25 protein-coding genes are annotated in these 23,924 nt (G+C 73.4%); 17 read left to right on the top strand and 8 right to left on the bottom strand.

The features are described 5' to 3' along the window. Positions 1–47: 47 nt before the first annotated feature. From ACUY4T_RS10715 to ACUY4T_RS10730, 4 genes are read left to right on the top strand one after another with little or no spacing between them, the layout of a single operon-like run. A complete protein-coding gene (locus tag ACUY4T_RS10715) occupies positions 48–1,382 on the top strand; it encodes an ABC transporter substrate-binding protein (protein WP_446018927.1) in 1,335 nt (444 codons plus the stop codon). Positions 1,383–1,391: 9 nt separating this feature from the next. Beyond that, a complete protein-coding gene (locus tag ACUY4T_RS10720) occupies positions 1,392–3,554 on the top strand; it encodes an alpha-galactosidase (RefSeq protein WP_446018928.1) in 2,163 nt (720 codons plus the stop codon). Between the two features lie 46 nt (positions 3,555–3,600). Continuing rightward, positions 3,601–4,653: a GNAT family N-acetyltransferase gene (locus tag ACUY4T_RS10725; RefSeq protein WP_446018929.1), complete on the top strand. Its 1,053-nt coding sequence runs from the start codon at positions 3,601–3,603 to the stop codon at positions 4,651–4,653. Between the two features lie 10 nt (positions 4,654–4,663). Beyond that, positions 4,664–5,419 (top strand): hypothetical protein, encoded by a 756-nt coding sequence (locus ACUY4T_RS10730; RefSeq protein WP_446018930.1) that lies wholly within the window; start codon positions 4,664–4,666, stop codon positions 5,417–5,419. A 25-nt stretch (positions 5,420–5,444) separates the two neighbouring features. On the opposite strand, the gene ACUY4T_RS10735 is transcribed toward ACUY4T_RS10730, so the two are convergent. Then, positions 5,445–5,963 carry a GNAT family N-acetyltransferase gene (locus ACUY4T_RS10735; RefSeq protein ID WP_446018931.1) on the bottom strand — a complete coding sequence of 173 codons (519 nt, stop codon included), beginning with the start codon at positions 5,961–5,963 and terminating at the stop codon, positions 5,445–5,447. A 98-nt stretch (positions 5,964–6,061) separates the two neighbouring features. Between ACUY4T_RS10735 and ACUY4T_RS10740 the strand changes: the two genes are divergently transcribed. Further along, positions 6,062–6,382, top strand: coding sequence for a helix-turn-helix domain-containing protein (locus ACUY4T_RS10740; RefSeq protein WP_446018932.1), 321 nt, complete (start codon positions 6,062–6,064; stop codon positions 6,380–6,382). Positions 6,383–6,418: 36 nt separating this feature from the next. Here ACUY4T_RS10740 and ACUY4T_RS10745 read toward each other — a convergent pair whose 3' ends face one another. The 3 genes from ACUY4T_RS10745 to ACUY4T_RS10755 form a co-directional block, all read right to left on the bottom strand. After that, positions 6,419–7,036, bottom strand: coding sequence for a ClpP family protease (locus ACUY4T_RS10745; protein WP_446018933.1), 618 nt, complete (start codon positions 7,034–7,036; stop codon positions 6,419–6,421). Then, complete coding sequence (locus tag ACUY4T_RS10750; RefSeq protein WP_446018934.1) at positions 7,033–7,656, bottom strand: ClpP family protease; 624 nt, start codon at positions 7,654–7,656, stop codon at positions 7,033–7,035. The genes ACUY4T_RS10745 and ACUY4T_RS10750 overlap by 4 nt, the downstream gene beginning before the upstream one ends. A gap of 97 nt (positions 7,657–7,753) precedes the next feature. Continuing rightward, on the bottom strand, positions 7,754–8,275 hold the full coding sequence (locus tag ACUY4T_RS10755; RefSeq protein ID WP_446018935.1) for a MarR family winged helix-turn-helix transcriptional regulator: 522 nt from the start codon (positions 8,273–8,275) through the stop codon (positions 7,754–7,756). 100 nt (positions 8,276–8,375) lie between these two features. On the opposite strand from ACUY4T_RS10755, the gene ACUY4T_RS10760 reads away from it, so the two are divergent. The 4 genes from ACUY4T_RS10760 (at position 8,376) to ACUY4T_RS10775 (ending at position 11,957) form a co-directional block, all read left to right on the top strand. Next, complete coding sequence (locus tag ACUY4T_RS10760; protein ID WP_446018936.1) at positions 8,376–8,951, top strand: NADPH-dependent F420 reductase; 576 nt, start codon at positions 8,376–8,378, stop codon at positions 8,949–8,951. A gap of 186 nt (positions 8,952–9,137) precedes the next feature. Beyond that, on the top strand, positions 9,138–9,491 hold the full coding sequence (locus ACUY4T_RS10765) for a hypothetical protein (RefSeq protein ID WP_446018937.1): 354 nt from the start codon (positions 9,138–9,140) through the stop codon (positions 9,489–9,491). Between the two features lie 77 nt (positions 9,492–9,568). Beyond that, complete coding sequence (locus tag ACUY4T_RS10770; RefSeq protein WP_446018938.1) at positions 9,569–11,119, top strand: lipase maturation factor family protein; 1,551 nt, start codon at positions 9,569–9,571, stop codon at positions 11,117–11,119. A 28-nt stretch (positions 11,120–11,147) separates the two neighbouring features. After that, positions 11,148–11,957: a TerC family protein gene (locus ACUY4T_RS10775; RefSeq protein ID WP_446018939.1), complete on the top strand. Its 810-nt coding sequence runs from the start codon at positions 11,148–11,150 to the stop codon at positions 11,955–11,957. A gap of 52 nt (positions 11,958–12,009) precedes the next feature. On the opposite strand, the gene ACUY4T_RS10780 is transcribed toward ACUY4T_RS10775, so the two are convergent. Beyond that, positions 12,010–12,822: an MBL fold metallo-hydrolase gene (locus ACUY4T_RS10780; protein WP_446018940.1), complete on the bottom strand. Its 813-nt coding sequence runs from the start codon at positions 12,820–12,822 to the stop codon at positions 12,010–12,012. A 36-nt stretch (positions 12,823–12,858) separates the two neighbouring features. On the opposite strand from ACUY4T_RS10780, the gene ACUY4T_RS10785 reads away from it, so the two are divergent. The 4 genes from ACUY4T_RS10785 (at position 12,859) to ACUY4T_RS10800 (ending at position 16,814) form a co-directional block, all read left to right on the top strand. Then, positions 12,859–13,515, top strand: coding sequence for an NUDIX hydrolase (locus tag ACUY4T_RS10785; RefSeq protein ID WP_446018941.1), 657 nt, complete (start codon positions 12,859–12,861; stop codon positions 13,513–13,515). A gap of 75 nt (positions 13,516–13,590) precedes the next feature. Continuing rightward, positions 13,591–14,181, top strand: coding sequence for a MarR family winged helix-turn-helix transcriptional regulator (locus ACUY4T_RS10790; RefSeq protein ID WP_446018942.1), 591 nt, complete (start codon positions 13,591–13,593; stop codon positions 14,179–14,181). A 347-nt stretch (positions 14,182–14,528) separates the two neighbouring features. Then, positions 14,529–15,611 (top strand): serine/threonine-protein kinase, encoded by a 1,083-nt coding sequence (locus ACUY4T_RS10795; protein ID WP_446018943.1) that lies wholly within the window; start codon positions 14,529–14,531, stop codon positions 15,609–15,611. 69 nt (positions 15,612–15,680) lie between these two features. Further along, positions 15,681–16,814, top strand: a complete 1,134-nt coding sequence (locus ACUY4T_RS10800) for an AI-2E family transporter (RefSeq protein WP_446018944.1) — start codon at positions 15,681–15,683, stop codon at positions 16,812–16,814. A gap of 18 nt (positions 16,815–16,832) precedes the next feature. On the opposite strand, the gene ACUY4T_RS10805 is transcribed toward ACUY4T_RS10800, so the two are convergent. Next, positions 16,833–18,230 carry a GNAT family N-acetyltransferase gene (locus tag ACUY4T_RS10805; RefSeq protein WP_446018945.1) on the bottom strand — a complete coding sequence of 466 codons (1,398 nt, stop codon included), beginning with the start codon at positions 18,228–18,230 and terminating at the stop codon, positions 16,833–16,835. Positions 18,231–18,301: 71 nt separating this feature from the next. On the opposite strand from ACUY4T_RS10805, the gene ACUY4T_RS10810 reads away from it, so the two are divergent. Next, positions 18,302–19,330, top strand: a complete 1,029-nt coding sequence (locus ACUY4T_RS10810) for a DUF2510 domain-containing protein (protein ID WP_446018946.1) — start codon at positions 18,302–18,304, stop codon at positions 19,328–19,330. Here ACUY4T_RS10810 and ACUY4T_RS10815 read toward each other — a convergent pair. Both ACUY4T_RS10815 and ACUY4T_RS10820 read right to left on the bottom strand, forming a co-directional pair. After that, positions 19,311–20,498, bottom strand: coding sequence for an MFS transporter (locus ACUY4T_RS10815; RefSeq protein WP_446018947.1), 1,188 nt, complete (start codon positions 20,496–20,498; stop codon positions 19,311–19,313). The two genes, ACUY4T_RS10810 and ACUY4T_RS10815, sit on opposite strands and share 20 nt — an antisense overlap. A gap of 127 nt (positions 20,499–20,625) precedes the next feature. Beyond that, the gene (locus ACUY4T_RS10820) at positions 20,626–21,408 is read right to left on the bottom strand and encodes an SRPBCC family protein (RefSeq protein WP_446018948.1); all 783 of its coding nucleotides are present in this window, start codon (positions 21,406–21,408) and stop codon (positions 20,626–20,628) included. Here ACUY4T_RS10820 and ACUY4T_RS10825 point away from each other — a divergent pair. The 3 genes from ACUY4T_RS10825 (at position 21,407) to ACUY4T_RS10835 (ending at position 23,874) form a co-directional block, all read left to right on the top strand. After that, on the top strand, positions 21,407–21,790 hold the full coding sequence (locus ACUY4T_RS10825; RefSeq protein WP_446018949.1) for a DUF8817 family protein: 384 nt from the start codon (positions 21,407–21,409) through the stop codon (positions 21,788–21,790). The genes ACUY4T_RS10820 and ACUY4T_RS10825 overlap by 2 nt on opposite strands. A gap of 267 nt (positions 21,791–22,057) precedes the next feature. Beyond that, on the top strand, positions 22,058–23,341 hold the full coding sequence (locus tag ACUY4T_RS10830; RefSeq protein WP_446018950.1) for a multidrug effflux MFS transporter: 1,284 nt from the start codon (positions 22,058–22,060) through the stop codon (positions 23,339–23,341). 122 nt (positions 23,342–23,463) lie between these two features. Continuing rightward, on the top strand, positions 23,464–23,874 hold the full coding sequence (locus ACUY4T_RS10835) for a GNAT family N-acetyltransferase (protein ID WP_446019033.1): 411 nt from the start codon (positions 23,464–23,466) through the stop codon (positions 23,872–23,874). Positions 23,875–23,924: the final 50 nt, after the last annotated feature.

Raw genomic sequence — 23,924 nt, forward strand, 5'->3', positions numbered from 1 at the left:
CGCCCGGAGGCATCCGGGCGACCACCCCACCGAGAAGAGGAAATCCCATGCGTCACACGAAACGAGCGGTCACCGCAGCCCTGCTCACCTCCGCCGCGCTCGCCCTCACGGGCTGTGCCGCGGGCGACTCCGGATCCGGCGGCGGCGACGCCGCGGCCTCCTGCGAGCCCGCCGGCGAGGACGTCACCCTCGAGTTCACCAGCTGGATCCCCGGCATCGAGGAGGCCGTCGCGGTCTGGAACGAGCAGAACGCCGACATCCAGGTCGAGGTGCAGACCGGCCCGAACGGCAACTCGGGCACGTACCAGAACTTCTTCAACCAGCTCGAGGCGGGCAACGCCCCCGACCTCGGCCAGATCGAGTACGACGCGCTGCCGAACTTCCGCGTGCAGGACGGCCTCGAGAACCTCGCCGCGTGCGAGGAGGTCGTCGCGGCCCAGGACCAGTTCCTCGAGTGGACGTGGGGCCAGGTCTCGCTCGGCACCGAGGACGAGGTCTACGGCATCCCGCAGGACCAGGGTCCGATGGCGCTGTTCTACCGCAGCGACCTGTTCGAGCAGAACGGCATCGAGGTGCCGACCACGTGGGAGGAGTACCGCGAGGCGGCCGTGAAGGTCCGCGAGGCCGGCGGCTACATCACCAACTTCTCGCAGACCGACATCAACCAGTTCGCCGGCTTCGTCTGGCAGGCCGGCGGGCAGTGGTTCGCCAACGACGGCGACAACTGGACCGTCGAGCTGACGAGCGACGAGTCGATGCAGGTGGCCGAGTACTGGCAGGACCTCATCGAGAACGACCTCGTGTCGACGTACCCGGCCTGGACCGACGAGTGGAACAACGCCTACAACTCGGGTGAGGTCTGGACCTGGAACTCGGCCGTCTGGGGCGCCAACTCGATCGCGTCGGGCGCGCCCGACACGGCGGGCAACTGGTCGGTCGCGCTCGCACCGCAGTGGGAGTCGGGCGGCGCCGCCGCCGGCAACTGGGGCGGCTCGTCGATCGCGGTCTTCAAGGGCACCGACCACCTCTACGAGGCGGCGAAGTTCGCGCTGTGGCTGAACACCTCGGACGAGGCGCTCACCATCCTCAACCAGGAGGCCGCGATCTACCCGGCGACCGAGGCGGGCCTCGAGCTGCCGACCCTGACCGAGGGCGTCGAGTTCTACGGCGGCCAGGCCATCTACGACGTGTTCGCCGAGGCGTCCGCGCAGGTCAACCCCGACTTCGTCTGGGGCCCGACCATGACGCAGACCTACGCTGACGTGTCCGACGGCTTCAAGGCCGCCGCCTCCGGCAGCAGCACGCTCATGGAGGCGCTCGAGAAGGGCCAGACGTCGACCGTCGACGCCCTCGAGGCGCAGTCGATCCCGGTCGCGGAGTAGCCTCACCCCGTGATCCATCACCTCCGTGCCGCGGGCGTCAGCGTCGTCGTCGACGCCCGCGGCACGGCCGTGCCCGCCGTCCTGCACTGGGGTGCCGACCTCGGACCGCTGGACGAGCAGGCGCTCGAGGCGGTCGCCGCCGTCTCCGTTCCGGCCGTGCCGCCGTCGTCCATCGACGCGCCGCTCCGGCTGAGCCTCGTGCCCACCCTCGGCGAGGGGTGGTCGGGGCGGCCGGGCCTCGAGGCGTTCCGCGATCCTGCGGGCGCCGACGGTCCGGCCGCGGCCCGGGCCCTGCAGGCGCCGCGCCTCGGACTCGTGCCCGGATCGGTCTCCGCGACCGGCGCGACCGGTGCGGCCGGCGGGGCGGCGGATGGCGCCGGCGGTTCGCTCGACTTCGAACTCGCCGACGAGGCCGCCGCCGTCTCGATCGCGACGCGACTCGAGCTGACGCCGGAGGGCGTGCTCCGGGTGCGTCACCGGATCGCCAATCGCGGATCGTCCCCGCTCGGCCTGTCGCGGGTGGCCGCCGTGCTCCCGGTGCCGGCGCGCGCGAGCGAACTGCTCGATTTCAGCGGCCTCTGGGCCGACGAGCGGCGGCCCCGTCGCCGGCGGCTCGACCACGGCGTGCACGCCAGGGAGTCGCGCCACGGCCGTGGCGGCCACGACGACGCGTTCCTGCTCGCCGCCGGCACTCCGGGCTTCGGCCATCGGTCGGGCGAGGTGTGGGCCGTCCACGCGGCCTGGTCCGGCGACACGGAACTGTGGGCCGAGCGCTCCGCCCTCGGGCCCTCCACCCTCGGCGCGGGCGAGCTGCTCGCCCCCGGCGAGATCGTGCTCGCGCCCGGCGGCGCCCACGAGACGCCGTGGACCGTCGCGGTGCACTCCGCCCGCGGACTCGACGGGCTGTCCGACCGGTTGCACCCCTGGGTGCGCTCGTGGTCGACGGTCGCGGGCAGGCCGCGCCCGGTCGTGCTGAACACCTGGGAGGCCGTCTACTTCGACCAGTCGCTCGAGCGGCTCGAACCGCTGATCGATGCCGCGGCCCGGGTCGGCGTCGAGCGATTCGTGCTCGACGACGGCTGGTTCCTCGGCCGCCGCGACGACCGGCGGGCGCTCGGCGACTGGACCGTCGACCCGCGCGTCTGGCCCGACGGCCTCGCCCCGCTCATCGACCGCGTGCAGGCGGCGGGCATGGAGTTCGGCCTGTGGGTGGAGCCCGAGATGGTCAGCGCCGACTCCGACCTCGCCCGCGCGCACCCCGACTGGGTGCTCGGCCGCGACGGCGACCCCGAGTGGCGCTGGCAGCGCGTGCTCGACCTGACCGCGCCGGGGGCCGCGGACCACGTGTTCGACCGGCTCGACGCGCTGCTCGCCGACAACGACATCCGCTACCTGAAGTGGGACCACAACCGCGACCTGCTCGCCGGGTCGGCCCACGCGCAGACCGCGGCCCTGTACGCGCTCGTCGACCGGCTGCGCGCGGCGCATCCCGGCGTCGAGATCGAGTCGTGCGCCTCGGGCGGTGCGCGCATCGACCTCGGCATCCTCCCGCGGGTCGACCGGGTATGGGCGAGCGACACCAACGACCCGGTCCGACGGCAGGGGATCCACCGTGCCACGAGCCTCGTCGTGCCGCCGGAGTACCTCGGCGCGCACCTCGGCGCCGCCCGGGCGCACACGACCGGCCGCACGTCGGCGCTCTCGTTCCGGCTGGCCACGGCGTTGTTCGGCAGCGCCGGGATCGAGTGGAACCTCGCCACCGCCGGTGAGGAGGAGCTCGCCGCCGTCGCCGCCTGGACCGCCGAGTACCGTCGCCTGCGCGGGCTGCTGCACTCGGGCCGGGTGGTGCGAGCGGATGCCGCGGACCCGGCCCAGGCCGTGCACGGCGTCGTCGCGGGCGACCGGCGGCATGCGGTGTTCTCGGTGGCGATGCTCGCCGACCCGTCGGAGGCGCTCCCGCCCGCCGTGCGGCTGCCCGGACTCGATCCCGATGCGGATTACGACGTGCGCGTGCTCGACCTCGGCCCGGTGCGCACCGTGCAGGACGCCGATCCGCCGTGGTTCGCCGCGGGCGACATCCGGCTCCCGGGGCGCGTGCTCGACGTGGTCGGCCTGCCGATGCCGCTGCTCGCCCCCGAGAGCGCCGTGGTGCTCGAACTCGTCGCCCGCTGAGCCGGCGCGGGAGACGCGGCGGCGGCATCCGTGCCACCATCGATCCATGGAGCACCCGACCACGCCGACGCTGGCCGAGCGGGTGGGCCCGACCGTCGCGCCCGCCGCCGTGCCGCATCCCGACGTCGCCGACTGGCGGCCCGCGGTGCCCTCCGACCTCGACGCGCTCGTCGAGCTGCATGCCGTGGTCTCGGCGGCGGACCACCCGCACTGGACCCCGCACCGTGACGAGCTCGGCGAGGCCTTCCGCCTCCCGCACGTCGACGTCGAGCGCGACGGGCTCGTGGCCGTCGGCCACGACGGACGACTGCTCGCGCACGGGCTGGTGATGTGCCCGCCCGGCCGGGAGACGATGGTGCGCTCGCTCGTGCTCGGCGACGTGCACCCCGACTGGCGGCGGCGCGGCATCGGGCGGGCGCTGCTCGGCTGGCAGCTCGCGCGGGCACGCGAGCAGCTCGCGGAGAGCGGGGAGCGGCTGCCCGGCTGGATCATGGCCTACGTCGAGCAGGGCGTGCCGGATGCCGCGTCCCTCCTCGAGCGCAACGGGATGCGCGTCGCGCGCCACTTCCGTTCGCTCGCCCGCGACCTCGCCGCCCCGATCGACGCACCCCGCGCGCTGCCCGACGGCGTGCGGGCGGTGCCGTGGGCGGAGGAGTGGGCGGAGTCGGCGCGGCTCGCACGCAACGCGTCCTTCGCCGACCACTGGGGCAGCCAGTCGACGGATGCCGAGAGCTGGGCGGCGATGACGCGTGAGTCGGCGTTCGCGCCGTCGCTGTCGTTCCTCGCGCTCGCGCCGGACGCGGACGGCGGCCGGGAGCGCGTGGTCGGCTTCGTCGTCGCGCTGCGCAACGAGCAGGACTGGCCCGGCCAGGGCTTCACGTCGTCGTACGTGCGACTCGTGGGCGTCGTGCGCGAGCATCGCGGGCGGGGCCTCGCCCGCGACCTGCTCGCCCGTCACCTGGCGGCGGCGGCCGACGCCGGCCTCGAGCGCTCGACGCTCGACGTCGACGCCGAGAACCCGACCGGCGCCCTCGGGCTCTACGAGGGCCTCGGCTACGAGGTGACCCATTCGCACGCGAGCCACGTGCTCGTGTACTGAGGAGGACGACGTGACGTACGCGATCCCGGGCAGCACGCCCGAGGGCGGCGGCCCCATCGGCGAGACCTACGGCGCCGTGATCGTCCGCGACGACGACACCGCGCGCGTGGTCGAGGCGCTGCGCGGCATCCGCTTCACCGGCTGGGTCGCGCCCGCCGAATCGGGCTGGACCGTGGCGCTCGGCGACCCCGGCGACGGCACCGTCGCCACGGGCCGCAGCGGCGTGATCGAGGTCGGCGGCGCGATCGCGGCGGCGCTCGACACGGTCGTGCTGGTCGCCCGCGTGGTGCTCGACCGGCAGCTCGTGCTCGCCGCCTGGCGAGGCCGCGACGAGCTCGGCCGGTACTCCAGCGACCCGTCGCGCGAGCGGGACGCCGACCGCGACGTGCTCGCCGAACCGCTCGGCGCCGAGCACGCGGCCGCGTTCGCGGAGGCCGCCGGTCGGGCGGATGCCGCCGACGAGCTCGCCGACGTGCTCGGCGAGGAACTCGACACCGACAGCGTCTACGAGTCGGAGCGGCTCGCCCGCGTGCTCGACCTGCTCGGGCTGCCGCGCTGGATCGTCGCCGCCGGCTCGCTCCCGCGCGACATCCCGACCGGACCGCGACGGCGAGACCTCGTCCGCCTGGGCGCCGGGGCGACCGGGGCGAGCGGCGCGATGCAGGCACGCGCCGCCTCGGCGACGCGGCGCCGGATGCCGCCGCCTCCGGCGATACCCGATCCGCCGAGGGCCGACGACTTCGGCATCGACCCCTGGCTGCTCTGACGCCGCCCGGATCGTTGCCGGGGGCTCAGCGCGTCATCCGCACCTCGCGCACCCGCCAGCGCTCGTCCCACTTGTCGCCGCCGTCGAGGACGAAGCCGTTCCGGCGGTAGAACGCGTGCGCCCGGGGATTGTCCTCGAGCGCCCAGAGGTAGGCCGGCCGGTCACCCACCGCCGCGTCGAGCAGCGCCTGGCCGACCCCGCGGCCGTGGAACTCGTCGAGCACGTAGAGGCCCTCGAGCTCGAGCGGCCGCGGGGCGTCGGCGTCGCGACCGCCGCTCGTGATCGCCCAGCCGACGACGCGGTCGCCGTCGACCGCGACGGTGACGTCGACGGCGTGGAAGCCCTCGGGAGGGGGCAGCAGGCCCTCCGAGATCGCGGCGTACGCGATCCAGGCCTGGATGCGATCGCGCATGGTCCACGCCTCGACGGCCTCGCGCGACACCCGGCCGGGCTCGACGTAGGTGCTCTGGTGGCTGCGCCAGTGCACGTCGGCGATGCCGGGGGCGTCGGCGACTCGGGCAGGGCGGACGATCGGAGCGGACATGCTCCGACGCTAGCGGCGCCGGCGCCGAGGGGTGCCTCCCGTTCTGCTGTGAGCGGATCCGCCTGTCGGTCGCGGCGTCCGCTGCGTAGCCTCTCGGCATGGGCAGGGTGATCGTGTTCCCGCAGGCGGAGACGCCGCGACCGGCGAGGCCGCTCTGGCGGCGCGAACTCGGCGAGGTGCTCCGCCGGGAACGACTCGAGCAGGCGCGGATCCTCACCGAGGTCGCGCAGGCGGCCGGCGTGTCGCCGCAGTACCTCTCGGAGGTCGAGCGCGGTCGCAAGGAGGCGTCCTCCGAGGTCGTCGGCGCGGTGGGGGAGGCGCTGGGGCTCGACCTCGCCGCCGTCGTCGGGCGCGTCGCCGACCGCCTGGCGGAGCGGACGCCGCAGTCCGGGGCGCAGGTGCTCGCGCTCGCCGCCTGACGCCGGCCCGCGTCCACCGGGAGACGGGTCCGCCCGTCAGCGGCCTGCTCGGACCGGCGCGGGCGCCGTCGCGTCGGCGAGCACGTGGTCGGCCAGCCCGTACGCGACCGCGGCCGGCGCGGGCAGGACGAGGTCGCGATCGGTGTCGAGGCGGATCGCCTCCGCCGGGCGCCCGGTGTCTGCGGCGAGTGCCGCCTCGAGCTCGGCGCGCACCCGCAGCACCTCGTCGGCGTGCAGGATCAGGTCGGGCACCGCACCGCGGCCCTGCGTCGAAGGCTGGTGCAGCGTGACGGTGCTGTGCGGCAGCATCGCGCGGCGTCCGGGCGCGCCGCCGGCGAGCAGGACCGCCGCCGGTCCGCCGGCCCGCCCCACGCAGGTCGTCGCGACCTCGGGGCCGATGTGCCGCATGGTGTCGTACACCGCGAGCGCCGCGCTCGGCGAGCCGCCGGGGGAGTTGACGTAGAGGCTGACGGGCGAGTCCGGCGAGTCGGCCGCGAGGTGCAGGAACTGGGCGATGAGCACGTTCGCGACGCCGTCGTCGATCTCGGTGCCGAGGTAGACGATGCGCTCCGAGAGCAGGCGACTGTACACGTCGAGCGTGCGCTCCGTGCTGCCGCGCCGCTCGGTGACGTACGGGATCGCGTACGAGCTCACGCGAACACCCCCAGCCCCGCGACCGCGCGCGGCTCGAGCGGGAACAGCTCGTCGAGCCGGTCGACGACGTGGTCGATGAAGCCGTACTCGACGGACTGCCGGGCGGTGTACCAGCGGTCGCGCAGGGAGTCGTGCGCGATGCGCTCGACGGTCTGGCCGGTGTAGCGGGCGATGAGGCCGAGCACGGTGTCGCGCGTGTGACGCAGGTCGTCGGCCTGCAGCTCGACGTCGACGGCGGTGCCGCCGATGCCGGCCGAGCCCTGGTGCAGCAGGATCCGCGAGTGCGGCAGCGCGGCGCGCTTGCCGGCCGTGCCCGCGGTGAGCAGGAACTGCCCGGCGCTCGCGGCCATGCCGACCGCGATGGTCGCGACGTCGTTCGGGATGGCGCGCATCACGTCGTGGATGGCGAGCATGGCGGGCACCGACCCGCCGGGCGAGTTGATCCAGAAGCGGATGTCGCGGCGCGCGTCGTCGGCGGCCAGCGCGACGAGCTGCGCGCAGATGCGGTTGCCGCCGGCCTGGTCGAGCTCATCGCCGAGCACGATGATGCGCTCGTGGAAGAGCCGCCGGGTCAGTTCGGCGTCGATGGGCTGGACGGGTGGGCTCTCGCGATCGGTCATTCCCCCAGCCTGCGTCGCGAGCGGATGCCGTGGGGCGGGCGCTGCCGACGGCAGATCCGCCCTCGGCGGATGGGCGGCCGCCGGGGACGACGCCCGGTCAGCCGGCGCGCGCGATCGCGGGGCCCTCGCTGAACTGGCAGGCCGTCGCGGTGAGTCGCTCGTCGGGGTCGAGTCGGGTGAGCACGGCGCCCGCGATCTCGTAGAGCTGTCGGAGCTGCTCGGGGCTGAGTGCGTCGAGCACGTACTGGCGCACGGTCTCGACGTGGCCGGGGGCGGCCTCGTCGATGAGCGCCATCCCGGCGTCGGTGATCGTGGCGTTCGTGGCGCGGCGGTCCTCCGGGCACGGGAAGCGGCGGATGAGGCCGCGCTCCTCGAGGCGTCGGGCCACGTGCGACAGGCGGGGGAGCGTCGCGTTGGTGCGGCCGGCGAGTGCCGTCATGCGCATGGTGCGGTCCGGCGCGGCGGCGAGCGCCATCAGCGTGGCGTACTCGAAGTGGGTGAGCTGCACGTCGTTCAGCAGTTGCTGGTCGAGCACGCCGGGCAGCAGCTCGGTGAGCGCGACGAGGCGCACCCAGGCGGCGGATTCCTCGGTGTCGAGCCAGCGCGTGTCATCCGTCATGCCCCTATTCTCGCACACAAGGTTGACGCGACAACTGAATAGGGCTACAGTGTTGGTTGTCGCAACAAGTAATCGCGTCGGATGACGCGGGGAGGACATCATGACGACGGTCAGCATCATCGGAAACGGCAACATGGGCACCGCCATCGGCGGCATCGTGGCAGCGGGCGGCAACACCGTCGAGTACGTCGGCCGCGACGCATCCGAGCCGGTCACGGGCGACATCGTCGTCCTCGCCGTGCCGTACCCCTCGGTCGCCGGGATCGTCGAGGCCCGCCGCGAGCAGCTCGCGGGCAAGGTCGTCGTCGACATCACCAACCCGCTGGACTTCGAGACCTTCGACTCGCTCGTCGTCCCCGCCGATGCGTCCGCCGCCGCGGAGCTCGCGGTCGCGCTGCCCGAGTCGCGCGTGCTCAAGGCGTTCAACACCAACTTCGCCGCCACCCTCGCCGCGAAGACGGTCGGCGGCGCGCAGCCGACGACCGTGCTCGTCGCCGGCGACGACGACCTCGCCAAGCAGGCCCTGATCGACGTCGTCCGCGCGGGCGGCCTGAACGCGGTCGACGCCGGGCGGCTCGCCCGCGCCCGCGAGCTCGAGTCGGTGGGCTTCCTCCAGCTCACGCTCGCCGTGCAGGAGAAGGTCGGCTGGAACGCCGGCGTCGCGCTCGTCGCGTAGGCATCCGCCGACCCCTCCCGATGCGCCCCGAGCAGACCGGCTCGGGGCGCATCGGCGTGACGGCGCGAGGCGCTCGGGGTGTCAACCCGTTGACCGGGCGCACGGCTCGGAGGAACGTGGAACCCGATCGGACCGCGGCTGCGCACCGGCGCCGCATCCGGGATCGAAGGAGGAGATGCGAAGCACATGAGCGATCCGCTGAACCCGTGGGAGAACCAGGACCGGCTCGGCCCGGCGGGCGACCTCAACCCCAGGACCCCCGACCTGACCGGAGTCATCAACACCGTCGGCAGCGGCCTCGGCATCGGCGGGCACGGCGACGCGATGCTCGATCCCGAGACCGCCGACCGGGAGGCGCAGGACGCACGGCAGACCGCCGCAGGCGGCGTCGGCGACACCGGCCCCGAGCCGACCCCGGGAGCGCGCGAGGACACCGACCGCGACACCGACCCGGACCCCGACGCCAACGACCTCGAAGCCGACAACCCCGTCGAGCAGGAGACGATCGAGACCGTCGATCCCGACAATCCGCCGGCCTGAACCGGCGCATGCCGAACCGCGAGGGGCGCGGGCCGAACGGCCCGTGCCCCTCGGCATGGCCCGGCTAGCGTGGCGACGTGGACTGGGCCGCCTGGTTCTCGTGGTTCGACGCTCGCGACGCGTACCTGGCGCGCGAGATCCTGCAGCGCGGGATCGCCGCGCTCTTCCTCGTCGCGTTCGCCTCGACGCTGAACCAGTTCCGGCCCTTGCTCGGCGAGCACGGGCTCCTGCCGGTGCCCGAGCTGCTTACCGCGGTCGAGGCTGCGGAGCGCCGTGCACGCGAACGCGAGCAGCAGGGCGGCGAGCGCGTCGGCGTCCTCCGCCGCACGCGGCGGCGCGGCTACCTCGGCCCGACGCTGTTCCGGCGCTGGGCCTATCGCGACGCGCGGCTCGTGGCCGTGTGCGCGGCCGGCATCGGCCTCGCGGCATCCGTCGTGGTCGGGCTGCCCCAGCTCGGCCCGCCGTGGGTGCCGATGCTCGCCTTCCTCGGGCTGTGGGGGCTCTACCTGTCGATCGTGAGCGTCGGGCAGACGTTCTACGGCTTCGGATGGGAGATGCTGCTGTGCGAGGCCGGGTTCCTCGTCGCCTTCCTCGGATCGAGCCAGGTGCCGCCGCCGCTGCCGACCATCGCGCTCGTGTGGTGGCTCGTGTTCCGGCTCGAGTTCGGCGCGGGCATGATCAAGATCCGCGGCGGCCGCGAATGGCGCGACCTGACGGCGTTGTACTACCACCACGAGACCCAGCCGATGCCCGGCCCGCTGAGCCGGCAGGCGCACCTGCTGCCGAAGTGGTTCCACCGGCTCGAGGTCATCGGCAACCACGTCGCGCAGCTCGTCGTGCCGTTCCTGCTCTTCGCGCCGCAGCCGGTCCGCACCGCGGCCGCGGCGGTGATCATCGCGACGCAGTCGTGGCTCGTGGCGACCGGCAACTTCGCCTGGCTGAACTGGATCACGATCGTGCTCGCGTTCGGCGCGGTCGGCGACGGGGTGGTCGGGTGGCTCCTCCCATGGCTGCCGCTCGACGCGATCGCTGACCCGGCAGGGGCCGCGAGCCCGCCGTGGTGGATCGCGATCGTGCTCGCGGTCGCGGCGCTGATCCTCTGGCTCAGCCGGCATCCGCTCATGAACCTGTTCTCGAGACGCCAGCTCATGAACGCGAGCTTCGACCGGTTCATGCTCGTGAACGCCTACGGCGCGTTCGGCACCGTGACGAGGGAGCGCGTCGAGGTGATCGTCGAGGGCACGCTCGACGACCCGCGCGACCCCGGGGCGGAATGGCGTGAGTACGGCTTCAAGGGCAAGCCGGGCGACCCGAAGCGCGTCCCGCGGCAGTTCGCGCCGTATCACCTGCGGCTCGACTGGCTGATGTGGTTCCTCCCGCTCGGACGAATGCACGAGGAGTGGTTCCCGCGCCTGCTCGAGCAGCTCCTCCGAGCGGATGCCGCGACGCTGCGGCTCCTCGCCCACGACCCGTTCGACGGTCGCCGACCACGCTCGGTCCGGGCGCGCACCGAGCTCTTCACGTTCGCCACGCGCGACGAGCGCCGCCGGACGGGGAACGTGTGGATGCGGCATCCGCTCGGCATCGCGGTGCCGCCGATCGTGAACGGCCGCACCGATACGCGCTGACGCCCTCCGGTACGTCAGAATGTCCGCCATGGACTTCTCACTCGAGTTCACGCCGGACCTCCTGGCCGTGTTCCTCACCCTGTTCGTGCTCGAGGTCGTGCTCGGCGTCGACAACGTCATCTTCATCTCGATCCTCGCCGCCAAGCTGCCGGTGGAGCAGCAGGCGAAGGCGCGCAACCTGGGCCTGACCCTCGCCATGCTCATGCGCGTCGGCCTCGTGTTCGCCGCCGGCTGGGTCATCTCGCTGAAGACCGACCTGTTCGAGCTGTTCGGCATGGGCTTCTCGGGTCGCGACCTGATCCTGATCGCGGGCGGCTTGTTCCTGGTCTACAAGGCCGTGTCGGAGATCCACCACAAGCTCGAGGGCGACGAGGAGCACACGACCGGTGCCGGCACCGCCACGTTCGGCGCGGTCATCGCGCAGATCCTGGTGCTCGACATCGTCTTCTCGCTCGACTCGGTGATCACCGCGGTCGGCATGACCGAGAACATGATCGTGATCATCACGGTCGTCGTGCTCTCGTTCGGCATCATGCTCTTCGCGGCGCGCTACATCTTCGCCTTCGTGAACAAGCACCCCACCGTCAAGATGCTCGCGCTGTCGTTCCTGCTGCTCATCGGCGTGTTCCTCATCGCCGACGGGTTCGGCTTCAAGATCGACAAGGCGCTCATCTACATGCCGATGGCGTTCGCCATCTTCGTCGAGCTGCTGAACCTCGCCGCCGCCGCCCGCAAGCGCAAGCGCGCCCAGGCGGTCGCGAGCGAGCCCGTGCACCTGCACCAGCAGTACGTCGACGACACCGGCACCGTCAAGGAGGTGCAGCCGGTCGAGCGCTGATCCGCCGGGTGCGATGGAGGGGGTGGGTGCCGCGCGGCATCCGCCCCCTCGGTCATTCGCCCCGCAGGTACGCCAGTTGCGCCCGCACCGACGCCTCGGCGGCGAACCGCACCCCCGCGTCGACGTCGCCGTAGACGTCGTCGGTCACGGCGTCGGGCGAGGCGTCCGCGCCGAGGCGCGCGAGGGCGTCGCGGACCTGGTCGAGCCGTTCGGCGCGGTGCGCGAGGTAGGCGTCGCAGATCGCTTCGAGGTCGCCGAGCACGGGGCCGTGGCCGGGGAGCACCACCACGGGGCCCTCGCTCGCGCCCAGTCGGCGCAGGCGATGCAACGCGTCGAGGTACGGGCCGAGCGCGCCGTCGGGGTGCGCGATGATCGTGGTGCCGCGACCGAGCACGGTGTCACCGGTGAGCACCGCGACCGGGGTCGCGCGGTCGGGTCCGCGCAGTGCGAAGCATGCCGAGTCGGAGGTGTGCCCCGGCGTCGCAAGCACCTCGAGTTCGATCCGGCCGGCGGCGATGCGCTCGCCGTCGGCGAGTGGCTCGGCGCCGCGGCACCACTCCGGGTCGATCGCCCGCACCGGTGCACCGGTGATCTCGGCGAACGCGTCGACCGCCTCGGTGTGGTCGGGGTGCCGGTGGGTGATGAGGACGAGCTCGACGCCGCCCTCTGCGAGGCGCGCGAGGTGCGCGGCATCCGCCGGTCCCGGATCGACGACGACCGAGCCGGTCTCCGCTCCGGGGGCGCGAAGCACCCACGAGTTCGTCCCGTCGAGGGTCATCGGCCCAGCGTTCGGGGCCCGCACGAGGGTCGCCGCGGCGGGCGGGCGCACGTCCTCGGCGGAGGCGGGATCGGCGATGGATGGCACGTTCGGCAGTGTAGTCGCGGGGTTAGGCTGGCCGGCATGGATGCCTCCGCCGCCACCGTCGTGCTGCTCCGGGACGGCGCCGCCGGCGTCGAGGTGCTGCTCGGGGAGCGGCCGAGCGACCGCGGTTCGTTCGCGGGGGCCTGGGTGTTCCCCGGCGGTGCGGTCGACGAGGCGGATGCCGCGGGCGACGCGATCGACTCGGAACCGGCGGCTCGACGGGCCGCCGCACGCGAGACGCTCGAGGAGGTGGGCCTCGAGGTCGACCCCGCCGCGCTGCTGGGCTTCGCGCTGTGGAACCCCCCGGAGGGCGTGCCCAAGCGCATGCGCACCCGGTTCTTCGCCGCGCCCGCGCCCGACGGCGAGCCGGCTCCCGCGGCGGAGGAACTGGTGCGGGCGGAGTGGCTGCGGCCGGAGGAGGCCCTTGAGCGGCACGCCGCGGCCGACATGCTCCTCTATCCGCCGACGTGGGTGACGCTGCACGGGCTCCTGGGCGCGGCATCCGTCGGGGGTGCACTCGAGGCGCTGGGCGCCGCGGGGCTGCAGGTGTACACGGGCCGCTTCGGCGAGGGTCGGCGGGCGCTCTACTGGCGTGAGGATGCCGCGTTCGAGCCGGGGGCGGCCGACGAGACGGGCGGAGCGCGGCATCGACTCCTGATGGACCGCCTCCCGTGGGTGTACGAGCGGTCGTTCTGACCCGGCTCCGGGGGCGCAACCCATTCCCAGCGGATACCTAGACGATCTAGATACCAGTTCGTGTAGGGTCGAAACATGGGTGACGAGCGCGCTTCGGGGTACTGGTATTCCGACGACCGCACCCGCCGGGGGGTCGCAGTGCTCAACGCGCTGCGCGACTACCGGGCGGCTGAGGCGGCCATGCGTCGCCGTACGCGCACGGCGATGCGGATGGGGGAGACCGACCTGCTCGCGATCCGCTTCCTGCTCAAGCGCGAGGGCGAGGGGCGCAACGTCAGCCCGAAGGACCTCTCCGCCCACCTCGGCATTTCCTCCGCCTCGACCACCGTGCTGATCGACCGGCTCGTCCGTTCCGGCCACGTCGAGCGCAGGCCGCACCCCACCGACCGGCGGGCGCTGGTCATCGCGCCGACCATCGCGAGCGACGACGAGGTGCGCGCGACCCTCGGTCAGATGCACCGCCGCATGATCGAGGTCGCCGAAGGGCTCGAGGCCGATGAGGCCGGCGCGGTCCTGCACTTCCTCGATCGCATGCGCGACGCCGTCGACAGCGTGAGCGAGCACGCCGGCGCTGAGCTTCCTCCCGCCGCGGCGCCGAGCCCCGAGCCGGCCGCCGAAGGCCTTGCGACCGTGTCGCAGATGGAGACCGCCCGCTCGGCGTCCTGATCCACACCCGGCCCATCGGGCGCGTGCCCTGTCAAGCCTCGAGATCCGGGCTTGCTTGGGATATCCGTATTCGGAAGACTCATCCCCTGAGCAGTTTCGCAAGAAACTAGTTAGATAAACTAGGAAGACGCCACGATACCATCGGGCGTGGTATCGGCCCACCCCCGGCCGAAGAGAAGAGGCCGTCCATGAGCGAGGCGTCACCCCCTGACGAACCGCGCCGCCCGGGTCCCGCCGGAGTCCACGGAGTCGGAGTCCGCACCGACCCGACCCTACGCGGCGACGGTGCCGCGACGACCGGCCCGCCCTTCCTGTCCGACCCCGCACGGCGCACCGATCCCCGGGCGATGCCGTACGTGCCGTCGCCCACCCAGACGCCCGTCCCGACGGCTGCCGAGGAGTACGCCGCGCAGGCCCGGTACGAGGGTGCGGACCCGACCGCTCCGCGGTACGAGTTCCTCGAGCACATCGGCTCGGGCGGCATGGCCGACGTCTACCGTGCCCGCGACAACGAGCTCGGCCGCCACGTGGCGATCAAGCTGTTCCGCGAGGGCGAGGAGACCGTCGCCGACCATCAGCGCCGCGAACGCGAGATCAACCTGCTGAGCGGCCTCAACCACATCGGGCTCGTGCCGGTCTACGACGCGGGCACCCTGATCCACGCCGGCATCGAGCGCCGCTACATCGTCATGGAGCTCGTGGAGGGCCTGTCGCTCGCCCACCAGCTCGCCGACGGCCCGCTGAAGCCGCGCCAGGCGGCCGACATCGGCGCGCAGGTCGCCGACGTCCTCAGCTACGTGCACGGCCGCGGCGTCATCCACCGCGACATCAAGCCCGAGAACATCCTCGTCTCCGAGGTCCCCACCTTCGGCTACACGCTGCTCACGCGGCTCGCCGACTTCGGGGTCGCGCAGTTCGTCGACGGTACTCGCCTCACGGGCCATGGCACGATCATGGGCACCGCCGCGTACATCTCGCCGGAGCAGGCGCGAGGCGAGGAGGTCGGGCCCGCCACCGACATCTACTCGCTCGGCCTGGTGCTGCTCGAGTCCCTGAAGGGCGAGCGCGAGTACACCGGCACGCCGATCGAGGCCGCGCTCGCACGGCTCCACCGCCCGCCGGAGATCCCGGAGCACCTCTCACCGGAGTGGCGCGCGATCCTCGGCGCGATGACGGCCGATGACCCGGCTGTCCGCCCCACGGCCCACGACGTGTCCAGCACCATGCGCGACATCATCCGGATCATGCTCGCCCAGAGCGCGGTCAGGAAGGGCCGGGCGCCGTCGTGGCTCCGGGTCATGTCGGAGGCCGACGAATCCGCTCGGCGCAACCGCATGGCGCTGGCCGTGGGTGGTCTCGTGGTCGGCGTCACCGGCATCGTCGTCGCGATGGCCGTCGGCATCGCGGCCGCGACCGGGGTGTTCGGCTGAGCGCGCCGTCGACCGGGTCGGCGGCGCGCCGATCCGGCGTGGCGAACGCGCGAGCGTAGGTTCGCTGATATGTGGAAACGAGTCGCCGGGGCGGTCCGGCAGCCCGAGGCGCCGGTGCAGGCGGAGATCACCGCCGATGCCGCCCCTGGCACGCCCGAGGTGCGCGTCCGCGCCTTCCGCATGGGGTTCGTCGGTGCCCTCGGCGTGCTCGTCGCACTGTTCCTCGGCGGCGTCCTCAGCCAGCTCAGCACGGTCATCCTGTACATCGCACTGGCGATCTTCCTCGCCCTCGGCCTCGACCCGATGGTGAGCTGGCTGCAGCGACGGGGGCTGCGGCGCTGGGCCGCCATCCTGCTCGTGTTCGTCGCCGTGATCGGGCTGTTCGTCGGCATCATCGCGACCGCCGTCCCGCTCTTCGCGGCCCAGGTCACCGAGATCGTGCAGAACTGGGACCAGATCGTCAAGGACATCGAGGACAGCGACATCGTCGCGTGGATCGGCGGCTTCGCCGGGGGGGCGAGCTGGATCCAGGACGGCATCGCCTCGATCGGCGACTTCCTCGGCGACCCGAAGAACATCGGCAGCCTCACGGGCGGCATCCTCGCGGTCGGCGCCGGCATCCTGGGCGGGTTCACGGGCGCCACGATCGTGCTCATCCTGACCCTCTACTTCCTCGCGTCGCTGGACTCGATGAAGCGCTACGCCGCGCGGTTCGTCCCGGCCACGTCCCGGAACGGGTTCCTCGAGGTCTCGGGGGAGATCACCGGGTCGGTCGGCCGGTACGTGATCGGCCAGCTGAGCCTCGCCTCGGTCAACGGCGTGCTGAGCCTGATCTACCTGACGATCATCGGCGCGCCGGTGCCGATCCTGCTCGCGTTCGTCGCGTTCCTCTGCTCGCTGGTGCCGCTCGTCGGAACACTCACGGGTGCCGTGATCATCACCGTAGTCAGCCTCACCGCGTCGTTCGAGACGGGCATCGCCGCGGCGATCTACTACCTCGTGTACATGCAGATCGAGGCCTACGTGCTGAGCCCGAGGATCATGAGCCGGGCCGTCTCGGTCCCCGGTGCGCTCGTCGTGATCGCGGCGGTCGCCGGCGGCACGCTCGGCGGCGTGCTGGGCGCGCTGGTCGCCATCCCCGTGGCCGCCTCGCTCATCATCATCGTCGAGAAGGTGATCTTCCCGAGGCAGGACGCCGCGTGACCGCGGGCGGGCCGCCCATCAGAACCAGATGCTGAGGTGCGGTGCCCGCGGCGACGCGAACATCCGGTCGGCGAGCTCGATCGCGCCCTTCGAGGTCTCGGTGATGCGGCCCGCCCGGGCGAGGACCGAGGGGCGCACGCCGCCGAGGTAGATCGACGCGAGGTCGCGCACGTCCAGCCGGATCGAGCGGGGCTCGGCGGCACGCGCCGCGCGGCCGCCCGACTCGCCGGCCGCGCGGGCCCTCGCCCGCTCGCGCTGGGGCGCCGGTTCGGCGGTCGCCGCGTCTCCGCGGGGCACGTGCACGACGGCCTTGCCGTCGGCCGAGGCGAGCAGCGTGTAGCGACCGGCGGCGTACCCGAGCCGGTCGGTCACGTCGAGCACGATCTCGCCGGGAGCGGCGTAGCGCCGTGCGGCGAGCGCCGCGGCCGGGTCGACGATGCGCACCCAGAGGTGGTCCACGACGTCGCGCACGGAGACCGCCCTCGGGTCCTCCAGCATCCACTCGAGCGGCTCGTCGACCGACCGGAGCAGGCCGCGCACCCCCGAGACGAAGTCCTGTTCCACGAGCACCCGCCACAGGGCCCGCTCCGCGTCGTCGGTCGCCGCCGCGAGCACGTCGAACTCGGCCCAGCCGGGCTGGTTGGGCTCGCGCGTCACGCGGAAGGTCGCGAAACCCTGCGCCTGGCCGTGCTCGTCGTCGTAGCGGATGGCGCGCAGCGCCCGGGACGAGTCGGACTCGGGGTCGACGAGCCCGAGCATGCGGTCGAGCACGCCCGGCCAGCGATCGATCTCGCCGGGGGTGCGGGCCACCGCACGCCGGGAGATCGCGGGTGCCTGGGTGCGCAGGCTCTCGGGCGACACGAAGTGGACCCGGCCCGGTGCGTCGGGGCCGACCCACCTGGCCCGCCGCCGGTCGATCTCGACGGTGGCCGACCTCGCCGCCGGGGCGTAGCCGTAGCGCCCGTAGATGGTGGCCTCGGTGACGGTCAGCATCGCGACCGCGGCCCCGGCGCGCTTCGCGGTCGCCAGTTCGGCCTCCATGAGGGCGCGGGCGATGCCGCGGCGACGATGCGTGGGCGAGACCGTGACCGAGCTCACGGCCCAGCCGTCGACGCTGCGGCCGCCCGGCACGCTCAGCCCGGTGGGCCAGCTCGAGACCGTGGCGACCGGGACGGCGGGCTCGGCGATGGTGGAGTCGAAGACCCCGTGGACCCGGCGCTCGGACATCACGGAACGGTCGTACTCGCGGCCGACGTCGCGGGGCCTCGCATGGTGGAAGCCCCGGTGGTCGGCGTCGATCCAGGCGTCGAGCGAGGCGATGTCGCCCGGATCGATGAGACGGTACTCGAGGCCGCGCTCGGCCAGAGCCGCCTTCGCGTCGGGGTCGATCGGGATCGAGCGGGGTTCGAACGCCATCGATCCAGCCTATCGAGCCGACGGGCCTTTCGACCCCACGGCGGCATCCGGCCGGTGGAACCATCGCACGCATGACCGACGGCACGAACGCACCCGCAGGCTGGTACGACGACGGGCGGGGGCAGCGGCGCTACTGGGACGGCACCCGGTGGACCGACCACACCGCGCCGTTCGCGAGCGCCGGCGCGCCGACGGCCGCGACCGACGCCGACCGGACCGAGACCCTGCCGTACGGGACCACGACCGATCGCGCCGCCGAGACGACGCAGTACGCGGTCGCCCCGGCCGGGTCGCCCGGGTACGGCACCCCTGCGGGTGCGCCCGGCGCCCCCGGCACGCCGCCGTCCGACAAGGTCAACGTGCTCGGCGTGGTCGCGCTGGTCGCCGCCGGCATCGGGTTCGTGCTCGCGTGCATTCCATTCGTGCAGGTCATCGCGTGGATCGTCCTCCCGATCGCCTTCGTGCTCTCGCTCGTCGCCCTCTTCCTCGAGGGTCGGAAGTGGCCGGCCATCACGGCGCTCGTCGTGTCGATCGTGGGCGGGATCGTCGGCGCCCTCGTCTTCACGTTCGTGACGCTCGGCGTCCTGGGGCAGATCGCCGACTCGGGCGTCATCCAGGAGCAGATCGAGCAGGAGCTCGAGGAGGAGTTCGGCACCCCGGTGCCGACCGAGGGCGCCGAGGTCGACGAGCCCGGGACCGGGGCCTTCGACGGACTGGCGTTCGGCGACACGATGGTCTGGGACGACGGCGTGTCGATGACGGTGTCGGAGCCCGAGGCGTACTCGCCGTCCGATCTCTCAGCCGGCGCCGACCAGGCGGAGGACCTGGTGTTCACGCTGACCATCACCAACGACTCGTCCGAGAACGTGCAGCCGGTGGTGCTGTCGACGCTCTCGTCGGACGGCACCGAGGCCACCCGCATCATCGACATCGGCGCCGACGGCGGTCAGGTCGGCATCCCGCCGACCACCGCGGTGCTCCCCGGCGAGTCCATCACCTGGCGCGAGGCGTGGTCGGTGGCCGACGCCGACTCGCTGACGATGCAGACCGCCCCGTCGTTCCAGTACGAGCAGGTCGTCTTCACGAACGTCCCCCGCTAGTCCCGTCGATGGCCGGGGCGCCCGCCGGGTAGGCCGCGAGCAGGGCGCCGGACAGGATCCAGACCGCGCCGATCGCGATGATGAGCACCTCGGCGCCGACCCCCGCGGCGAGGCCCGCGACGGCGGCGCCCGCGGCCGCGGCGGCGGCGCGCAGGCCGGCGCCCACCGTGAACACCTGCGAGCGGAGCGCCGGCGGGCTCTGCTGCTTGCGGATGAGGAGCATCGCCGCGGCGCTGGGGGCGGTGAACAGGCCGGACGCTCCCACCGCGATCACCGCCCACACCGGCCCGACGTCGGCGGCGGCGACGACCGTGCACGCGCCGGTGGCCGCGAACCCCCAGCCCATCACCCATTCGGGCGAGCGCCGCGGCGGGCGCCGCGAGTTCCACAGCGCCCCGAGCAGTCCGCCGACGGCGAAGGACGTGACGATGATCGCTCCCTCGCCGGCGTCGCCCGTCCGTGCGACGGAGAGCGCGACCGCGGCGATCGCGAGCCCGCCGGAGCCGAACTGGCTGAGCGTGCCGCTCGCGGTGATCACGGCGAGCGGCCGGTGGGTCGCGATGTGGCGGAACCCGGCGGCGATGGTGCCGAGGAACGACGGCCGCGGTCGGCCGTCCGGCGTCTCGGCGGGATGCAGCCGCAGGGGCCCTGCCCCGATGGCGCCGAGCAGCGCCGCCGCGGCCATCGCGAGCGTGGCCAGGCGCGCCGAGCCGAGCGCGGCGGCTGCGGCGACCGCGGCCGGACCGGCGACCGCGCCCAGGTTGTAGGCGAGTGCGTCGATCGCGTACGCGCGGCGTTCGTCGGGGATGCTCTCGGTCACGAAGCTCGAGAGACCGCCGAAGACGAACGGGGTGACCGTTCCGGCGACGACGAGTGCTGCCGCGACGGCCCACGCGGGGACCGGCCCCAGGAACGCCGCGAACGCGTAGGCCGCCGCGATGATGAGGCCGGATGCGGCGATCAGCGCGCCGGGCCGGCGGCTGCGGTCGAGCATCGCTCCGGCGATCGGCGCGGCGACGATGCTCGGTCCGAGCGCGGCGGAGGCCAGGAGCCCGCCGACCGCGACGCCGGCGCCCTGGTCGACCGCCAGGACGGGGATCGCGATGGTGATCCCGCCCACGGCGAGGCGCGGCGGGGTAGCCGCGGTGAGGTACGCGGCGACGCTCACGCCGCGCCGCGCGTCGCGTCGGACGGGGACGCAACCCGGCGGGCGCGCGCAGCCTCGGGCGTCTGGGTGAGCACCCGCCGACTCTACAGCGGCGCCCGGACGCCGTGGCTCCGGGGCGCCGCCGGGGTCACGGGGTCCCGGCGGGGGTCGCCACCCGCTCGGGGAGACCCCGCAGCATCCCGCGAGACATCACGAAGTCGGCCGGAAGGATCACGGCGTGGGCGCCGAGGGTGAGCCACCACGGCGAGGTTCGCGCGCGCCAGCGGAACACCAGCCGGGTCGCGTGGCCGCCGTCGACCGGCGTCAGCATGAAGCTCCACGTCCAGTGCAGGCGGGCGAGGTCCCGCTGGCGCCAGGCGAGCGGGAGGTGGGTCGTCGACTCGAGCACCAGGTGCTCGGCGCGCGCGACCTCGCGGACGGTGAAGCCGCACATCGTCTCGGGCGGTCCGTCCGGGATGACGTGGCCCGCCTCGAGGTCCTGGAACTCGTCGTGGATGCGGCTCGCGCTCGGCCAGTTGTCTGGGAAGAGCAGCACGTCCACCCACCGAGGCGTGTACCAGCCGCCGCGGTGCCACCCGACCTGCACGAGCCACGGCCAGACCCGCTCGGGCGGGGCGGGGAGGGTCGCGGCGTGCGTGGCGACGATCCGGGGGTGTGAGACGACCTCGTCGCCGGGCAGTCGTCGACGCCGTTCGGCTGCGGTGGAGCCGTAGGTGCGGCCGAGGCGGTGGAGGAGCAGGGCGGACGCGGCGAGGGAGGCGACCACGGCCGTCGCGACGTTGCGGGCACGGGGCATGCCGCGAGTCTGGCGGGCGCGGGCCGGCGCGCGCGGGTCGATGGTCCTGTCGCCGCCCGGGTTCGGGGCGTCGGTCTGGCCGCCGTCCGAGATCCGGGGCATGATGCCGGTCATGACGGACATCGCCCTCCGGGACCGCACGGTCCCGAACCTGCCGTGCCGCGACCTCGACGCGACCGAGGCGTTCTACGCCCGCTTCGGGTTCACCCGCTCGTACCGCGACGAGGGCTGGATGATCCTGCGCCGGGGCGCACTGGAGCTGGAGTTCTTCCCCGACGCGCAGCTCGATCCCGCGGCGAGCACCTCGCGCTGCACCATCCGCGTCGGCGACGTCGATGAGCTCGCCGGGGCCGTCGCGGCCGCCGGCGTCCCCGTGCAGGAGACCGGCTTCCCCCGCCTCCATGAGGTCCGCCGGCAGGACTGGGGGCTTCGGGCGGGCCATCTCGTCGATCCGGACGGCAACCTCCTCACGCTGATCGCGACGCCCGACGAATGAGCTGCGCATGGGCTCGGCGCAGGCGTGGAGCGGCGCCGGGCAAGGGTTGACGCGGCCCCGCCGATCGGGCGCGCAGGTCGTGGCGACTTGCGGCGGAGGGGGACCGGCGGGCTAGACTGTCGTGGAGTCGAATCGATTCGAGCCGGCCCTCGGTCGCTCGAGATCCCCCAGCGCGGCGTTCGCTGACGCCGCGTTCGCTCCGCCCGGCGCCCGACGGCGTGCGCCATGCCCTCCGCACGCCCTTCGAGCACGCCCCCGGGAACCGCCATGTCCACCGCCTCCATCCCCGTCGTCCGGCCCGACGACCTCGACCTCGAGGTCGGCGCCGCACGTCACCCCGGCGACCTCCTCAGCCGACGCCAGCGACTCGTGTACGTCCTCGTGCTCGGCTCCCTCACGGCCCTCGGCCCGTTCACGATCGATCTGTACCTGCCCGCGTTCCCCGCGCTCGAGGCCGAGCTCGGCGTGAGCGCGAGCGCCATCCAGATCACCCTCACGGGGACCATGGTCGGATTCGGGCTCGGTCAGCTCGTCGTCGGGCCGTGGAGCGACAAGGTCGGCCGCCGGCTGCCGCTGATCCTCGCGACGGCGCTGCACATCGCGGCATCCGTCGCCGCGGCGCTGGCACCCGACATCGTCTGGCTGGCGGTGTTCCGACTCCTGCAGGGGTTCGGCGCCGCCGCGGGCGGCGTCGTCGCGATGGCGATGGTGCGCGACCTCTTCGGCGGCAAGCCGCTCGTGCGGATGCTGTCGCGACTCGCCCTCGTCAACGGTCTCGCCCCCGTGATCGCGCCCGTCGTCGGGTCGCAGCTGCTCCAGGTCATGGACTGGCGCGGCGTGTTCTGGGTGCTCGGCGGCTACGGCCTCGCGGTCGTGCTCGCCGTCGCGTTCCTCATCGTCGAGACCCTGCCGGAGTCGCGGCGCCACGTGGCCGGCCACGCCTCGATGCGGGAGCGCTATCGAGCGCTGTTCCGCGATCGCGTCTACCTCGGCGCGGCCCTCGTCGGCGGCATGACCTTCACGGGGCTGTTCGCCTACCTCTCGACCTCCTCCTTCCTGTTCCAGCAGGCGTACGGCTTCACGCCGCAGGAGTACGGCATCCTCTTCGCGGTCAACTCGGTCGGGGTGATCGTCGGCGTGCAGGTCTCGTCCCGCCTCATCCGGGGGCCCGTGCCGCCCCAGTACGTCATCGCGGGCACCACGGTCGTGCACGTCGCCATGGCGGCGGCGATCGTGGTCCTCGACAGCTCGGGCGCCGGGTTCTGGGGCACCGCCATCCCGCTCTGGATCTACATCGCCGCGTGCGGCTTCACGTTCCCCGCCGTGCAGGTGCTGGCGCTGGCCAACCACGGTGCCGAGGCGGGCACGGCGGCCTCCCTGCTCGGCGCCCTGAACTTCGGGCTCGCCGGTGCGCTCTCCCCGGTGGCGGGCGCCTTCGGCGTCGCCACCGCGGTGCCGATGGCGGTGCTGATGGGCTGCGCAGCCGTGGTCGCGATCGCGTCGGTGTGGCTGCTCGTCCGGCCCTCGACGGTTCCGGCGCTCTCGGACTGATCCCGACCCTGGGCTACGCTCGGACGCACTGGTTCGAACGCGCAGTCGGGGGACGGAGCGAGCACGTGGAGCGAAGCGGGATCCGGCGGGCGACCGCCGGAGATTCGGCGATCGTCGGGCGCATGCTGTTCGACTTCAACACCGAGTTCGAGTCGCCGACCCCCTCGGCGCAGGAGTTCTCGCGGCGGTTCGAGCGGCTGCTCGACCGCGACGACGTGATCGTGCTGCTCGCCGAGTCGGCGGCGGACGACGTGGGCTTCGCCTACCTCACCCTTCGTCCGACGCCCTACGGCGACGGCCCGCTCGCGCAACTCGAGGAGCTGTACGTGCGCCCGGAGCTCCGCGACCGGGGAATCGGCACCCGGCTGCTCGGCGCCGCCCTCGACGCCGTCGCCGAGCGCGACGCCATCGAGATGCACATCAACGTCGACGAGGTCGACGTCGACACCCGACGCTTCTACGAGCGGCACGGCTTCGTGAACGTCGAGCCGGGCGCCGACTACCGCATGCTCTTCTACATGCGGGAGCTCTGAGCCCGCGCGCCCGACGGCGCGTGGCGCGCGGCATCCGTTCTCAGGTCGTT

The sequence above is a fragment of the Agromyces arachidis genome (assembly GCF_052805135.1).